This is a genomic window from Acidovorax sp., from assembly GCF_016783915.1.
In the GTDB taxonomy this organism is placed as follows: domain Bacteria; phylum Pseudomonadota; class Gammaproteobacteria; order Burkholderiales; family Burkholderiaceae_C; genus Acidovorax.
The window spans coordinates 1-14,607 of sequence record NZ_JADHVT010000119.1 but is presented as its reverse complement, the minus strand read 5'-3'; the positions used below and the strand labels follow the sequence as shown (position 1 = coordinate 14,607).

Genomic DNA, 14,607 nt, shown 5'->3' with positions numbered 1-14,607 from the left:
GCAAGGCGCACGTTCTCCAGCACACTGAGATTGGGAAACAGGTTGGTGAGCTGGAACGCCCGGCCCAGGCCCGCGTGCGTGCGTGCCGAGACGGACTGGCCCGTGAGGTCCTGCCCGCCCAGCGTGACGCTGCCGCTGGTGGCCTTGAGTTGCCCCGAGATCAGGTTGAAGTAGGTGGTCTTGCCCGCGCCATTGGGGCCCACGATGGCGGTCAGCGTGCCAGGCTCGAAAGAGCAGGTCACGCCGTTGACCGCCACGTGGCCGCCGAAGCGGATGGTCAAGTCCTTGGTGGCCAAGGTGCTCATGGGTGGGGGTTCACTTTCACGGTCTGAGTCAATCGATGGAATGGTTGGGGCGCCCTGCCCTGCGGCAGCGCGCCCCGGCACTTTAGGGGCAGGTGCCGATCACGTAGTAGTTGGTGCTGGTCTGCTTCAAGGTGTTGGTGACGAACACGTTCCACAGGCCCATGCTCTGGTTGGAGCCCAGCGCATAGGTGTAGCCCCCGGCGGCGTAGGCGCGCCCGGCCAGGGTGTGTGCATAGTTGCTGGCGGTGGTGCAGGTGGCGGTGCCGCCCGAGCCCGCCAGCGTGGTGCCCGAGGCGGCGGCCGATGTGGCGCCCTCGGCCCCATTGGCATCGGCCGCGCGCACCGTCCAGCTGTAGGTGGTGGACGCGGCCAGGCCGGTGTCGGTGTAGCTCGTGGCAGTCACAGGCAGCGCGTTGACCTTGTTGGCGTTGCGGTACACGTTGTAGCTGGCCGCGCCCGTGACAGCGGCCCAGCCGATGGCCATGCTGCTGGCCGTGGCGCCCGACGTGCTCACGCCCGTGGGGGCTGGCAGGGCCACAGGGTCGGGGGGCGTGGTGCCGCCCGTACCGCTGGAGACGCGGTCCACCATGGCCTTGATGGCCGCCATTTGCGGGCCCGACTTCTTGGAATAGTTGGCGCTGTCATAGCCCCACCAGTCCCAGCAGCTGTTGGTGGCTGCGGTGCTGGTCTGCGGGTACAGCATCACGATGTTGTTGGTGTCGGCCCAGCGGTTGTAGCCGGTGTTGCGCACGTACTGCTGCTGCACATCGCTGAGGTTCTGCTTGCAGCCATGCAGCACCACATGCAGCTTGCAGGTGGCCGTGCCGCCCGCTTGGCAGGCCTGGGGCACATAGGCCCAGCCCGTGGTGGCCATGCCATGGTTGGTGATGAATTCGCTCTGGTTGAACTCGATGTAATTGCCGGTGGGCAGGGTGGCGTTGTTGCGGGCGTTCAACGTGCCGTACAGGTGCTGCAGCATGGCACCAGCCAAGTCGAAGTTGCAGTCGCTGATGTAGGGCGCGCCCTTGGTGGAGCAGGCGTTGCCGTAGTCGTCCGTCACCATCGCGTGTTCGGCAGCAATGTCTTTTTTGTAGACCACATTGGCGGCGGGAACGAAGCTGTTGTAGTAGGTGCGCAGCGCGTCCATCACCCCGGTCTTGACCACACTGTCGAGCGAGCCCGAGAACAGGTAGACCTTGGAGTTCTGCAGGTTGGCCACGGGGTCGATCACGCCCTGGCTGGCCCAGGTGTTGGTGGTGCTCACCAGCGTGCTGGTGGGAATGCCTGCCGGGCTGGCCATGCAGCGCCCGGTGGCGTTGACGACCGATCCCTCGGCGCAATAGAACGGGCCGCCCGCGACCACACCGGCGCCCTTGGCAAACGTGGCCGAATACGCCACGTGCAGCTGCACGGCCATGAAGCCGCCCGAGGACAGGCCCGATACCGTGGTCTGTGTCTTGTCGATCTTGAGTGCTGGCAGGTTGACGGCAGCGTGAACACTGCCCACGCCACAGAGTGCCATCGCAGCCCCTGCTGCTGCCACCCGGATGAAATTGAAAGCCATGTTGTCTTGTCTCCAAATAATTTTTGAGAAAAACCGACCCAGCCCCCGTGTCAACCCGGGAGTTCATGCATCAATTCACTGGAAAAAGAGGGGCGGCCGCCCCTGCGGGATGGACCCCGAAGGAGCAGGACGTTGGTCCTGTCCTACGGGCCTCGCTAACTCGCTAGCTCGCTAAAGGAATCGAAAGACCGGCTTATCGCTTGTTGCGAATCGGCACGTTCATTTCTTCAGGCTTGATCTCGCGCACCAGTTCGGGCACGCCCCAGGCAAAGGCTGGGTCCACCTTGATCTTGAAGTGGTACATGCTCTGCATGGCCTGGTGGTCTTCCTTGCGGAAGGTCATCTTGCCCTTGGGCGTCTCGAAGCTCATGCCCTCCATGGTCTTGATGAGCTTGTTGGTGTTGGTGTCGCCGTTCGTGGCCTTGAGGGCCGTGACCAGCGCCATGGCAGAGCTGAAGCCGCCGGCCGTGAAGAAGTCTGGCGGGGTCTTGAACTCCTTGTAGTGCGCAGCCACCATGGCTTCGTTCACGGGGTTCTTGGGGATGCCGAAGTAGTAGTAGGTCGCGCCTTCCATGCCCGGGAAGTTCTTGTAGGCCGCCATGGCGGGCAGGATATTGCCGCCGGTGGCGATCTCGATGCCATAGCGCTTGAGGTCCATGTCAGCGATCTTGAACGGGTTGCCTGCACCGGCCCAGATGATGAAGATGACCTTGCGGCCGGGCACGTCCTTGAGCTTGTCGATCAGGCGCTGGGCACCGGCGGTGAAGTCGGTGGTGGTGGTGGGCAGGTATTCCTCGTGCACCAGCTTGGCGTTCTTGAGCGCGTCCTTGAAGGCCTTCACGCCATCGCGGCCGAAGGCATAGTCCTGCGCCAGCGTGGCCACCGTCACGCCCGCCTTGTCGATGGCCACGGCGTTGGAGATCGCGTCCTGGCTGCTGTTGCGGCCGGTGCGAAAGATGTACTTGTTCCACTTGTCGCCGGTGATGGCGTCGGCCACGGCGGGCTCCACCAGCAGGATCTTCTTGTATTCCTCGGCCACGGGCAGCAGGGCCAGGGCCACGCCGCTGGAGGTGGGGCCGACGGCAATGTCGGCCTTGTCATCCGAGTAGGCCGAGGCCAGCAGGCTCTTGCCCAGGTCAGGCTTGCCCTGGTCGTCCTTCTCGATGACGACGAGCTTCTTGCCATTGACGATCATGCTGCCGCCGGTGGCGTAGTTCAGGCCCATCATCAGGCCGGTCTGGGTCTGCTTGCCATAGGCCTCCAGCGGACCCGTCTTGCTGTACACGTGGGCAATGCGGATTTCACCGGTCTGCGCGAACGCGGGGGCAGAAAGTGCGGCGGCGGTAACGGCTGCGGAAGCGAGGGCGACCAGAGTGCGACGGTGCATGGCGATGTCTCCTGTTGTGATGCTTCTTTATTGCACAGTCTGTGCCAGCGGCCAAGTGCTTGATTTCAAAGATACTTTTGCTGACACCCTGGCGACACTGCCTGATTTCAATACACATTGAATGTCTGATTTTTAGACATATGCCTGATTTTTATTCAGGGTTTTCCAGACGTCCATAGAGCGTGGCGCGAGAGATCCCCAGCTGGCGAGCAGTGGCCAATTTGTTACCTCCATGGGCTTTGAGCGCAGCCGCGATGGCCTTGCGCTCCAGCTCCGCCACCTGCTCGGCCAGCGGGCGCAGGTATCGGCTTTCGTCCTCGGCGTCGGCGGCGTGGCCCGGGTCCTGCACCGGGGCAGGGGCGGCTGGCTCCACGCCCGCCTCGCGCAGGATGCGTTCGAGCTGCGCGGCGTCGATGGACTGCGAGTCGCTGCGCATCACCGCCTGCTCCAGCACATTGCGCAGCTCGCGGATGTTGCCGCGCCAGGGCTGGCCCGCCAGCAGGGCCATTGCATCGGGCAGCAACTCGGGCGGCGCGGTGCCGTTGCGCAGGGCCAGGTCTTCGCCCAACGCTTCGACCAAGGCAGGAATGTCGCTGCGCCGCACGCGCAGCGGCGGCACACGCACCGGCAGCACATGCAGGCGGTAGAACAAATCCTCGCGGAATTTGCCCTCGCGCACCAGGGACGCCAAATCGCGCGACGTCGCGGCCAGGATGCGCACATTGAAAGGCACGAGCTTGTTGCTGCCCAGCGGCTCGATCTCGCCCTCTTGCAGCGCCCGCAGCAGCTTGGCCTGCAGGCTTTGGGGCATGTCGCCGATTTCGTCGAGGAACAACGTGCCGCCATCGGCCAGCTTGAACTTGCCGTCGCGGCCCTTGCGGTCGGCGCCGGTGTAGGCGCCAGGCGCCACCCCGAAGAACTCGGCCTCGAGCAGCGTGTCGGGCACGGCGGCGATGTTGACGCTGACGAACGGACCACTGGCGCGGCTGGACGCTGCGTGGATCGCATGGGCCAGGAGCTCCTTGCCGGTCCCCGTCTCGCCCAGCAGCAGCACAGGGCTGCTCGACTGCGCTGCACGACGCGCCTGGCGCTTGACCTCTGCCGCCGCGGGGCTCGACCCGATGAAGCTGGCAAAGGTGTACTTGGACCGCCGCTCGCCGTCGCCCGCCACTGCCAGGCTGCGGCGGCGCTGGCTGGCCAGTTCGCGGCGGGCGTCGTCCAAGTCGCGCTGCAACAGCGCAAACTTGCTGATGAGGGGCTGCAGCGTGGTCTCGGGATGGTCGAACAGCACGATGCCAATGGCGCCGATCACGCGGTCTGCGTCGTCGCGCAGCGGGATGCGGCTGACCACAAAGGTGCCCGCCTTGTTGGTGAGCAGGTCAATCAGCACGGGCTGGCCCGTTTCGAGCACGCGGCGCATCTGTGTGTTGGGGATGACCTCTTCCACTGTGCGACCCACGAACTGGTCCACCGACGAAAAACCCAGGTCCGGCAGAAAGCGCTGGTAGCCCTCGTTCACCCACACGATGCGCCCACTGCGATCCACCAGGAACATGCCCTGGCTGACGCTGGAGAACAGCTGGAACATGGAGCGTGCCGCCAGTTCCAGAATGCCCTGGGCATCCAGCGGCAGTGCGGGGGCGTCGTCAGCGAGCAAGGGCATCTGCGGATGGTAGCGCGCTGGCGGGTCGCAGGGGCTGCCCCCAACAAGCATAAGGCGCCCGCCGCGGAGGCAGGACGCTACAAATTAGATAGCTACCCAGGCAAATAGCACTAGCGCCATCAGCCGTTTTATCTGAAACGGGGGCCAAAGAGGCGTACAGGGATGGACCAGATGCTGCCAAAGGCTGATCCACCAGGATGCAGGGCTTGCCAGTGCGGCGGCACTGGTCCTGCACCCGCCAGTAGGCGTCGTGGCTGATGCAGCCCGTCTGGCAAATCACCAGGTCCGCAGCAGCCAGACTGGCGTCAAAGGCTGCACCTGCGTGTACGTCTGGGTGGGCCTCGACGACCACCGGCACCCGCACCTTGCGGGGTTGGGCTGGAACATCCATGGGCGCGGTGGTGGTTGCCCCAACCTGCCCCGTGTCGCCCACCGCCTTGGTGTCTGACTGTGCCGCCAGTCGCCAGCGCAGGCATTCCCGCGACAAGGCGGCCATGCGCTCGGCCAGTGCGGCAATGTGGCGTGCCATGGCCTGGCGGCGCGACAGCCCCGGCACGGCAGCCCGTATTTGCGCCAGCTCATCGTGCGCCATGGCCAGCCGCGTATCGCGCACCACCAGCGCGCCACGCAGCTGTACCAACTCGGCCTGCAGCGCCTGGATCTCGGCGGCCTGCGCAGTCAGGGCTGCGCTGCAACGCCGCTGGGCTTCGCCCAATCGGCGACAGAGCACCAGAAACTCCTGCGGAAATGAGGACATGCACCACCTTGCAAATAAGAACTATTCTCATTTTATGATACGATCCAACCCGAGTTCACAGCAAGCCACCTGGTGGGGAGGGCACCGGGAGCACAACGCCTCGGGGTCTGGCTTGCCAAGAAAATCGTCGGCACGGATCTGCCCGCGCCGTCTGGACGAAAAAAAACCGCGCCCGATGGCGCGGTTTTTTTATGGGTGCGAGCCTGGGGCTTCGCCGCGCGCTCAGGCCTCTGCCAGCGCCATCTTGCGGGCAGCCCAGCGGCGCAGCAGGCGCGGCACGATCAGCACGGCCAGCACGATGACGATCAGGGTCACCGAACCGGGGCGCTCCAGGAAAATCGTCCACTTGCCTTCGCCAATCGACACCGCATTGCGCATCTGCGCCTCGGCCAACGGGCCCAGGATCATGCCCACCACGACCGGCGCTGCAGGGAAGTCAAAGCGGCGCATCACCACACCCAGCAGGCCAATCGCATACAGCAGCACCAGGTCGAACGCGCTCTGGCGCATGCCATACACACCCAGGGTGGAGAAGACCAGAATGCCCGCGTACAGGTACGACTTCGGGATGTTCAGCAGTTTCACCCACAGGCCCACCAGCGGCAGGTTCAGGATCAACAGCATCACGTTGCCGATGTACATCGACGCGATCAGCGCCCACACCAGTGCGCCGTTGGTGTCGAACAGTTGCGGGCCTGGCTGGATGCCGTAGTTCTGGAACGCACCCAGCAAAATGGCCGTGGTGTTCGACGTGGGGATGCCCAGCGTCAGCAGCGGGATCAGCGTGGCCGTGATGGCCGCGTTGTTGGCAGCCTCGGGGCCCGCCACACCTTCGATGGCGCCGGTGGTGCCAAACTCTTCCTTGTGTTTGCTCAGTTTCTTCTCGGCGGCATAGCTCAGGAAGGTTGGAATCTCGCTGCCACCGGCAGGCACGGTGCCAAACGGAAACCCGATGGCCGTGGCGCGCAGCCACGCGGGCCAGGAGCGCTTCCACTCTTCCTTGGTCATGTGGGTGCTGGTCAGGCGGTTCTGGGTTTCGTCGGACTTGCCTTCATACATCACGTTGTACAAGGCTTCGCCCACCGCAAACAGGCCCACGGCGATCAGCACCACTTCGATGCCGTCCATCAGCTCAGGCACCCCACCGGTGTAGCGCGCCTGGCCCGTGATCTGGTCGATGCCGATCAAGCCCATGGCCAGGCCCACAAACAGCGCCACCATGCCACGCAGCGTGCTCTTGCCCAGCACTGCACTCACGGTGGTGAAGGCCAGCACCATCAGCATGAAATACTCTGGCGGGCCCAGGCGGATGGCGTATTCGGCCACCAGCGGCGCGCAGAAGGTCACCAGCACCGTGGCGATGGTGCCCGCCACAAACGAACCGATGGCGGCCGTGGCCAGGGCCGCACCAGCGCGGCCATGCTTTGCCATCTTGTTGCCCTCCATGGCCGTGACCATGGACCCGGCCTCACCCGGGGTGTTGAGCAGGATGGACGTGGTGGAACCGCCATACATGGCGCCGTAATAGATGCCCGCAAAGAAGATCATCGAGGCCGTGGCCTCGACCTTGACGGTGATGGGCAGCAGCATGGCCACAGCCACTGCGGGGCCGATGCCTGGCAACACGCCCACGGCGGTGCCGATCATGCAGCCCACAAAGGCCCACATCAGGTTGATGGGTGTTGCCGCGGTGGCAAAACCCTGCATCAAAAGGTTTAAGGTTTCCATGGCGTGCAGGCTTTACAGCCACCCCGTGTTGGTCAGGCCGGGCAGGTTGATGGCCAGCAGTTGCGTAAACATCCAGTACACCGGGGCCGCTACCGCGATACCGATGAAGGAATCCTTGATCCAGGCCTGCAGGCGCAGGTCGAGTTCACCTTCCGAGCTCTTGAAACCCCGCACCGACAGCACGAAGCACAACGCACAGCTCAGGATGAAGCCCAGCGTGGTGATGAGCAGGGCGTTGAGCAGCAGCCCTGCCGACACCCAGATGAAGCCCTTCCAGTGGGCGCGCTCGTCGCCGGAGCCCTCTTCCAGCTCCCGAAACCCTCCGCTCAGCGCATGTGCCACGCACAGCACGCCGCAGATCAGGATGGCAATGCTGACCACCCAGGGAAAGAAGTTGGGGCCCACGCCACCGTAGCCCGCTTCTGAACTGACCGAGCTGGCCCCCCAGGCCAGACCCAGCGCGAGCACCACCAGCCCGACCCCGATCAGGGTCTGCAAGGGCTTGGAGCGCGATGAATGTTGTTGTGTCATGTTTTTTCCTTCGCACCAACCAATGCACGGTCAGGCCGCCTGCCCAGAGGCAGAAATGACGGCTGCCGCGCCTTGCTTCGGGATCAGATCATTCCGGACTTGGCCATCGTGGCGCGCATGCTGGCGAACTCGGCATCCACGAAATTGCCGAACTCGTCGCCGGCCATCCATGCGGGGGTCCAGCCGTTCTTTTCCATCGCGTCCTGCCAGGCCTTGTGCTTGAAGGTCTTGGCCAGCGCATCGATCAAGGCCTTGCGCTGTTCTGGCGTGATGCCAGGCGCGCCGTACACGCCGCGCCAATTGCCGATTTCCACGTTGATGCCCTGCTCCTTGAGCGTGGGCACGTTCACGCCCTTGAGGCGGGTGCCCGAGGTCACGCCCACTGCGCGCATCTTGCCGGCAGAGATGTACTCGGAGAACTCGCTGTAGCCGCTGCCACCCACCGTCACGTTGCCACCCAGGATGGCGGCAGTGGCCTCACCGCCCCCACGGAACGCCACGTAGTTGATCTTGGCGGGGTCGACGCCCACTTCACGGGCGATCATGGCGGCGGCAATGTGCTCGGTAGAGCCGCGCGAGCCGCCACCCCACTTCACGCTGCCGGGGTCCTTCTTGAGCTGTTCCACCACGTCCTTCATGGTCTTGAAAGGCGAGTTGGCGGGCAGCACAAACACGTTGTATTCGCTGGTCAGGCGCGCCAGGGGCGTAACCTTGTCCAGGCCCACCGGTGGTTTGCCGGTGATGATGCCGCCCAGCATCACGGCGCCCATCACCATCAGCGCGTTCGGATCGCCCTTGCTGGCGTTGACGAACTGGGCCAGGCCAATCGCGCCCGCTGCGCCGCCCTTGTTGTCGTAGGACACCGACGATGCGGCGCCCGCATCCTGCATCGCCTTGCCCAGCGCGCGACCGGTGGAATCCCAACCGCCCCCAGGGTTGGCGGGAATCATCATCTTGAGGGCCGCTGCCGACTGGGCCGACACGGGCAACGCACCCGCAGCGGCCAGGGCGGCCAGTGATTTCAGAAAGGTATCGCGACGCATGGTGTCTGTCTCCTGATAAGGTTTGCGAACCGCCCGATGATGCGCGCGCTGCCTGTCAAACGGCTGTCCTCGGACTCAGGGAAAACACTCATGCACCCGGCCCAATGAGACGGTGCTATGGTGCCGCGCATGCAATTGCTCCTTGTAGAAGACGACCCCACCATGCAGGCCACGCTGCACCGCGCACTGACCCGGCGTGGCATGGAAGTGACCGCAGTGGGCGACGGACGCGCAGCGCTGAGCCAATGGACCGCCCTGCAGCCCGACGCCGTCATCCTGGACCTCACCCTGCCGGGTCTGGACGGCTTGCAGGTGCTGCAGCAGGCGCGATCACGTGGCCTGCGCACCCCCGTACTGATCCTGACGGCACGTGGCACCGTGGGCGACCGCGTAGTGGGGCTGAACGCTGGCGCCGACGACTACCTGCCCAAGCCGTTCGATCTGGACGAGCTGGAGGCACGCCTGCGCGCACTGGTGCGCCGCAGCGCAGATCCCGCCGTAGCGCCGCTGGCACCCAGCACCGTGCAGATCGGAGCCATCCGCTACGACAAGGACAGTGGCGCGCTGTACCTGAACGGCGAAGTCATGGAGCTGACCCCGCGCGAGCTGGCACTGATGCACGCCCTGCTCGCGCAGCCGGGGCATGCCGTGACCAAGGAGCGACTGTATGAGCTGGTGTTTCCGGGCCAGCTCGACGTGCAGTATGAAGCCATCGAGGTCGTGGTGTACCGGCTGCGTAAGAAGCTGGCGGGCACAGGCCTGACCCTGATGACACTGCGCGGCCTGGGCTACCTGCTGCGGGCCGACGCATGAGCGAGGATGGAGTGCGCCACCACTCGCTGCGGCGGCGCCTGCTGCTGGGCATCTTGCTGCCTGTAGCCCTGTTCATCGGTTTCAACACCTGGAGCCTGTACCACCAGACGCTGGCATCGCTCAACACCGCGTATGACCGCACCCTGCTGGCATCCGCCAAAAGCATCAGCGAACAGCTCGATGTGAAAGGCTTTGACGACGCAGCGCAGCTGCGCGCCATCGTTCCTTATTCGGCCCTGGAGGCCTTTGAGGCCGACAACCAGAGCCAGATGTTCTACCGCGTTTCGACCCTCAAGGGCGAGATCGTGTCGGGCTTTGAGGACCTGCCGGTGTGGCACGGCAGCATCCCCGCCCGCCCTCCCTATGCGGCTCTGGTGGACTTTTACGATGACCGATTTCGTGACCGCGATGTGCGCGTGGCGGTGCTGCTGCAACCGGTGGCCAGCTCCGAAGGCCGGGCGATGGCCGTGATCCAGGTGGCGGAGACGCTGGAGGTGCGCGAAACCCTGGCACTGCAGATCCTGTGGAACACCCTGTTGCGACAGGCGCTGTTGATCGCCGTGGTGGCCTTTACCGTGGTGTTGGTGGTGCAGCGCGCCACCCAGCCCGTGCGGCAGCTCAGCCAGCAGTTGCAGGCCCGGCGCGAGGGCGATCTGAGCCCCATCGCGGCCCCGCTCGCCCCACGCGAGCTGCAGCCGCTGGTGGACGCCACCAATGAGGTCATGCAGCGCCTGCGTCACCTGCTGCGGCACCAAAAGCGCTTTGTGCGCGATGCCTCCCACCAGCTGCGCACACCGCTGGCCGTGCTCAAGACCCAGGTGCAATCGGCCCTGCGCGGCGACGTGGAGCCACAGCAAGCCCTGCACGAAATCAGCGACACGGTGGACCGCGCCACCCAACTCGCCAACCAGATGCTGGCCCTGGCCAAGGTGGAGCAGCTACGCCAGCAAAGCACACCACCTGCCACCCGTTTTGACGGCATCCTGCGTGCAGTGGCGCTGGAGATTTCACCGCTGATAGCCCAGCGCGATCTGGACTTTGGCATCCACACCGAGCCCGCGCTGGTGCAATCGCACGAATGGATGCTGCGCGAACTGAGCCGCAACCTGTTACACAACGCCGTGCGCCATGCGCCGCCCGGCAGCGAGTTGACTGTGGACCTGCGCAGCGACGGACGGCATGTGGCGCTGACGATCAGCGACCATGGCCCCGGCATTGATGACGAGCTGGCGGCCCGCCTGTTCCAGCCCTTCTCGGCGGGCGACGTGCGCACCGGCAGCGGCCTGGGTCTGGCCATCTGCCACGAGATCGTGCAGGCGCTGGAAGGCAGCATCGCCCTGACCAACCGGGTGCAGGGCCACAAGGTGACCGGGCTGGACGCCATCGTTCGCCTGCCGCTGCCGGCGCCCCTGACTGACGGCACACCGGCGGCATAGACGGCACAATCTCGCCCATGAATACCTTGGAGACGATGCGGCTGGACAAGTGGCTCTGGTGCGCCCGCTTTTACAAGACCCGCAGCCTCGCCACGGAAGAGATCGGCAAGGGTCGGGTCACCGTCAATGGCCAGTTGGCCAAACCTGCACGCGACCTGCGCTGCGGCGACACCGTGGCGCTGCGCCAGGGCCCCGTAGCACGCACAGTGCGCGTCCTGGGCCTGAGCGGCGCCCGTGGCCCGGCACCTGTGGCTCAGCAGCTGTACGAAGAAACCCCCGATAGCATCGCCGCACGCGAAAAAGCGGCCGAAATGCGCCGCCTGGCCCCCGAGCCTGCAGCGACCCTGCAGGAAGGCCGCCCCACCAAGCGCGACCGCCGCGAGATCGACAAGGTCAGCAACAAAGGAAGCGATTGGGGCAGCCGCTGGAGTGCGTCGATCGACGAGTGAAGAACGAATCGCCGACCACTCCAATACACCGATCTAGACGCTTGCGCGTGGCGACGCTGGCTACCTCAAGCCTGCGCCTCACTGACCAGGGGACACATCCGGCGGGTGCATCCTGAGTTTGAAACGGGACATCAGCAGCGCAGCCTGAGGCGCACTGCGTGGCAGCAACTCTTCCACGCAGCCGGTGGCTGATGGAGGCACAAAGCCAGCAGCGATGCCTCCCATTGCTGCCCTGGAGCCTCCCATCCAATTCCACCCCCACTCAGTCCCCTCAATGCCACCAGCAAACAGCAAAGCACCGTTGGCTACCCCACCCGTGCGGATCTCAATCCACATGCTGTTGGCGAAAGTCCCGCGCCGATAACCTGCAGTGATACGCAGCGTAAACACCGGGTGCTGAACTGGATCGAAACCCGCACCCGAGGTATTGGCAATGACGGCCAATGCCGGCATGGCCGTACCGTTCCACCCCTCGGCCATCACCGCACCATCGCCAAATATGATGAAACCACGCGCAGCCGACCACAGGTTCTTGCCGTATCGGTAGATAGGCCCGCAGTGGGGGTTGTAGCTGCCCTGCCCGCCCTCGCAATCGAGCGCAAAAACGATGTGGTGACCACCGTTAGCAAAAAACCTGGAAGCATCGACGGTGCATGACAAGTCGGCGCAATGCGAAGGCGCGGAGCCCTCAGCCCGAGGCAGATAGCAAAAGTCCAGGTCGTTGGACACCAAGCAGAGCTCTCGGAATTGCACGGCACGATGGTGCGTCATGAGGACCCTTCTTCCCTGGAGGCGTCAGCATCAGAATACAGGGCCACTGGCCAGCGCTTGCGCGCTCGATGTCTGCCTTGGGCCACCATCATGGCGCAGCGCCCTCGACTTGCAGGACACAATACAAAAAAAAGCCCGCACAAAGCGGGCTGAAACCTTGCCAGAGTTCACCAGGACACAGCCCCTCCACAATCCAAACGGCGGGCAGAATCTGATCGATGTCCCCGGAAAACGGGCAAGGCTCTTAGGACCACAGTATTGGACGCGAAACCTGATCAGTTGGGTATTCGGGAATCACCTATGCGTGAGGTCATCCCCCAACAGAATCGCTTCAAATAGAAAGAGTTGACAAAGAAAAAGCCCCAAACGCATTGAGCACTTGGGGCTTATCTTGGCGGAAACGGAGGGATTCGAACCCTCGATGAGGCTCTACACCCCATACTCCCTTAGCAGGGGAGCACCTTCGGCCACTCGGTCACGTTTCCAATCCCGCTATTATGCCTTATTTCAGTGATGGTTCCGGCGGTTTTGGCTGCTTGCGGGTCTAGCCGGTAGGCCTTGTTCAGGTCTTGCGCTACCAGCTCCGGATACTTTTCGCCGATGGCCACCCAGTTCTTGGTTTCGAATATGGGGCCATCTGGGTGCGGATGTCTTTTCGCTCAGCACGCGGAACAGCCGAGTGCCGCCGGACGGCGACGGACACCGGCCCCCTGTTGAGCGCGCCAAGCTCATGGAGCTGGCGACCTCCGCAATTGGCAGACGTGCAGGATAAAGCGGTTGGTTCTCATGTTTGCCTTCCCTGCAAGCGAGAAAGCAAGTACCTGGGCGCTAAGGCCTGAGCCAATCAAGCGTGGGACCCGACCGCACCACAAAGCCGCTACCTACCTTGATGCGGATGTGGTGACCCCGTGTGGTGCATGCCCGGATCTGGTCCAGCAGCTCACCCAGCTGCGCCGCCGCCGGGGTGGTGTGGTGGACATGGCGCAGCCAGTGGCGCAGCACGTTGGCCTGGCGCGCACGGGTGAACCCCTGCAGGGCCTTGATCCCAGGGGGGACACCCACCAAGGACAGGTCCTGCTGCGCCATCTCGTGCAGCAGTTCTGCAGCCTGGGCCGCATTGGCGGCCGAGCGTGCAAAGGTATCGCGAAAGGACGGGAATGCGGCATCCAGCGCAGGCAGCAGCTGCGCCCGGATGCGGTTGCGCGTGAAGCGCTCATCGGAGTTGGTGGGGTCGTCCACCCAGGTCTGACCCTGTGCCTTCAACCAGTGACGTACGTCCGCCCCTGCCACACGCAGCAGGGGGCGGTGCCAGACCAGGCCCGCACGCTCCCACTGAGCGGGCATGGCTGCCAGACCGGCCACACCCGCTCCGCGCGACAAGGCGAGCAACAGAGTTTCAGCCTGGTCATCGGCATGCTGTGCAATTGCTATGGATTGAATAGCACCCAAGGCATGATCCTCTAGCGCCACTGCGGTCAAAGCCTGGTATCTGGCTTGCCGAGCGGCGTCCTCGGGGCTCTGGCCGGGCGCGGGACGCGCGTCCAGCCGCTTCACGCGCAAAGGCACGCTCAGCTCGCTGCACAGGGCTACACAATGCTGCTCGAAACCATCGGCTGCCGCCTGCAGCCCATGGTGCACGTGGATGGCCAGCACCCGCCCAGGCCAGCGATGTGCACAGGCCAACAGCAACGCGGTCGAGTCTGCGCCCCCGCTCAACGCCACCGCCACCGGCAACGCGGGCGCAAAGGCCCGCAGCGCAGCGTCCATCGATTGCGTCATGGCATCCACCCTTCAGACCCCGCACCTAGCCCAGTCACATGCGCCTGACATGCCCAGAGGGCGCGGGGAACAGTTGGGAAACGACGGCACATGGGCGCCGATTATCACGGCGGCCCAGACTCTGGCCGCAAGGCGCGTTGAGGGCGCCGTGGCGCTACGCCCCCCCTACCGCTCAACCGCCCGGCGGGGACAGCCGTGGCGCAGCGTGGGCGGAGTCGGTGGACAGACGGAAGGTACCCACCACCTCCGACAGCCGCACCGATTGGTCCTTGAGGCTCTGCGCAGCTGCAGCGCTCTCCTCCACCAGCGCTGCGTTCTGCTGGGTCATCTGGTCGAGTTGGGCCACGGCTTGTCCCACCTCGTTGATACTGGTGCTCTGCT

13 protein-coding genes, 1 tRNA gene and 1 pseudogene are annotated in these 14,607 nt (G+C 64.5%); 3 read left to right on the top strand and 12 right to left on the bottom strand.

Annotated features, from left to right (window positions below; genetic code table 11):
- From ISS20_RS18320 to ISS20_RS18285, 8 genes are all read right to left on the bottom strand, one after another.
- A partial coding sequence (locus tag ISS20_RS18320) for an ATP-binding cassette domain-containing protein (RefSeq protein WP_291438348.1) occupies window positions 1-305 on the bottom strand: 305 nt, incomplete at its 3' end.
- An 82-nt stretch (window positions 306-387) separates the two neighbouring features.
- The gene (locus tag ISS20_RS18315) at window positions 388-1,869 is read right to left on the bottom strand and encodes a PHB depolymerase family esterase (RefSeq protein ID WP_291438347.1); all 1,482 of its coding nucleotides are present in this window, start codon (window positions 1,867-1,869) and stop codon (window positions 388-390) included.
- A gap of 193 nt (window positions 1,870-2,062) precedes the next feature.
- Window positions 2,063-3,256 carry a substrate-binding domain-containing protein gene (locus tag ISS20_RS18310; RefSeq protein WP_291438346.1) on the bottom strand — a complete coding sequence of 398 codons (1,194 nt, stop codon included), beginning with the start codon at window positions 3,254-3,256 and terminating at the stop codon, window positions 2,063-2,065.
- A gap of 151 nt (window positions 3,257-3,407) precedes the next feature.
- Window positions 3,408-4,919, bottom strand: a complete 1,512-nt coding sequence (locus ISS20_RS18305; protein WP_121942500.1) for a sigma 54-interacting transcriptional regulator — start codon at window positions 4,917-4,919, stop codon at window positions 3,408-3,410.
- Entirely contained in the window at window positions 4,903-5,676 is a 774-nt protein-coding gene (locus ISS20_RS18300; RefSeq protein WP_291438345.1) for a DUF2325 domain-containing protein, read from the bottom strand. Before ISS20_RS18300 ends, ISS20_RS18305 begins: the two co-directional genes overlap by 17 nt.
- A gap of 222 nt (window positions 5,677-5,898) precedes the next feature.
- Window positions 5,899-7,404, bottom strand: coding sequence for a tripartite tricarboxylate transporter permease (locus ISS20_RS18295; RefSeq protein WP_056064614.1), 1,506 nt, complete (start codon window positions 7,402-7,404; stop codon window positions 5,899-5,901).
- 12 nt (window positions 7,405-7,416) lie between these two features.
- Complete coding sequence (locus ISS20_RS18290) at window positions 7,417-7,935, bottom strand: tripartite tricarboxylate transporter TctB family protein (RefSeq protein WP_056064616.1); 519 nt, start codon at window positions 7,933-7,935, stop codon at window positions 7,417-7,419.
- An 83-nt stretch (window positions 7,936-8,018) separates the two neighbouring features.
- Window positions 8,019-8,978: a tripartite tricarboxylate transporter substrate-binding protein gene (locus ISS20_RS18285; protein ID WP_116747501.1), complete on the bottom strand. Its 960-nt coding sequence runs from the start codon at window positions 8,976-8,978 to the stop codon at window positions 8,019-8,021.
- 129 nt (window positions 8,979-9,107) lie between these two features.
- Here ISS20_RS18285 and ISS20_RS18280 point away from each other — a divergent pair, with 129 nt between their 5' ends.
- Genes ISS20_RS18280 through ISS20_RS18270 form a run of 3 tightly spaced genes read left to right on the top strand, consistent with a single transcriptional unit; the run spans window position 9,108 to window position 11,676 of the window.
- Window positions 9,108-9,791 (top strand): response regulator transcription factor, encoded by a 684-nt coding sequence (locus ISS20_RS18280; RefSeq protein ID WP_056065161.1) that lies wholly within the window; start codon window positions 9,108-9,110, stop codon window positions 9,789-9,791.
- Entirely contained in the window at window positions 9,788-11,227 is a 1,440-nt protein-coding gene (locus ISS20_RS18275) for a sensor histidine kinase (RefSeq protein ID WP_291438344.1), read from the top strand. Before ISS20_RS18280 ends, ISS20_RS18275 begins: the two co-directional genes overlap by 4 nt.
- A 17-nt stretch (window positions 11,228-11,244) precedes the next feature.
- The gene (locus tag ISS20_RS18270; RefSeq protein WP_291438343.1) at window positions 11,245-11,676 is read left to right on the top strand and encodes an RNA-binding S4 domain-containing protein; all 432 of its coding nucleotides are present in this window, start codon (window positions 11,245-11,247) and stop codon (window positions 11,674-11,676) included.
- Window positions 11,677-11,754: 78 nt separating this feature from the next.
- On the opposite strand, the gene ISS20_RS18265 is transcribed toward ISS20_RS18270, so the two are convergent.
- From ISS20_RS18265 to ISS20_RS18250, 4 genes and pseudogenes are all read right to left on the bottom strand, one after another.
- Entirely contained in the window at window positions 11,755-12,447 is a 693-nt protein-coding gene (locus tag ISS20_RS18265; protein WP_291438342.1) for a hypothetical protein, read from the bottom strand.
- Between the two features lie 392 nt (window positions 12,448-12,839).
- Window positions 12,840-12,932: transfer RNA gene (locus ISS20_RS18260), tRNA-Ser, on the bottom strand.
- Between the two features lie 343 nt (window positions 12,933-13,275).
- Window positions 13,276-14,226 carry a tRNA lysidine(34) synthetase TilS gene (gene tilS / locus ISS20_RS18255; protein WP_291438341.1) on the bottom strand — a complete coding sequence of 317 codons (951 nt, stop codon included), beginning with the start codon at window positions 14,224-14,226 and terminating at the stop codon, window positions 13,276-13,278.
- A gap of 172 nt (window positions 14,227-14,398) precedes the next feature.
- A pseudogene (locus ISS20_RS18250) lies at window positions 14,399-14,607 on the bottom strand (chemotaxis protein); the annotation flags it as partial.

Bases quoted from the DNA above. Each gene is read 5' to 3' on its own strand.
- ISS20_RS18315 (WP_291438347.1), bottom strand. From the start codon at position 1,869: ATGGCTTTCAATTTCATCCGGGTGGCAGCAGCAGGGGCTGCGATGGCA.
- ISS20_RS18310 (WP_291438346.1), bottom strand. From the start codon at position 3,256: ATGCACCGTCGCACTCTGGTCGCCCTCGCTTCCGCAGCCGTTACCGCC.
- ISS20_RS18305 (WP_121942500.1), bottom strand. From the start codon at position 4,919: ATGCCCTTGCTCGCTGACGACGCCCCCGCACTGCCGCTGGATGCCCAG.
- ISS20_RS18300 (WP_291438345.1), bottom strand. From the start codon at position 5,676: ATGTCCTCATTTCCGCAGGAGTTTCTGGTGCTCTGTCGCCGATTGGGC.
- ISS20_RS18295 (WP_056064614.1), bottom strand. From the start codon at position 7,404: ATGGAAACCTTAAACCTTTTGATGCAGGGTTTTGCCACCGCGGCAACA.
- ISS20_RS18290 (WP_056064616.1), bottom strand. From the start codon at position 7,935: ATGACACAACAACATTCATCGCGCTCCAAGCCCTTGCAGACCCTGATC.
- ISS20_RS18285 (WP_116747501.1), bottom strand. From the start codon at position 8,978: ATGCGTCGCGATACCTTTCTGAAATCACTGGCCGCCCTGGCCGCTGCG.
- ISS20_RS18280 (WP_056065161.1), top strand. From the start codon at position 9,108: ATGCAATTGCTCCTTGTAGAAGACGACCCCACCATGCAGGCCACGCTG.
- ISS20_RS18275 (WP_291438344.1), top strand. From the start codon at position 9,788: ATGAGCGAGGATGGAGTGCGCCACCACTCGCTGCGGCGGCGCCTGCTG.
- ISS20_RS18270 (WP_291438343.1), top strand. From the start codon at position 11,245: ATGAATACCTTGGAGACGATGCGGCTGGACAAGTGGCTCTGGTGCGCC.
- ISS20_RS18265 (WP_291438342.1), bottom strand. From the start codon at position 12,447: ATGACGCACCATCGTGCCGTGCAATTCCGAGAGCTCTGCTTGGTGTCC.
- tilS (WP_291438341.1), bottom strand. From the start codon at position 14,226: ATGACGCAATCGATGGACGCTGCGCTGCGGGCCTTTGCGCCCGCGTTG.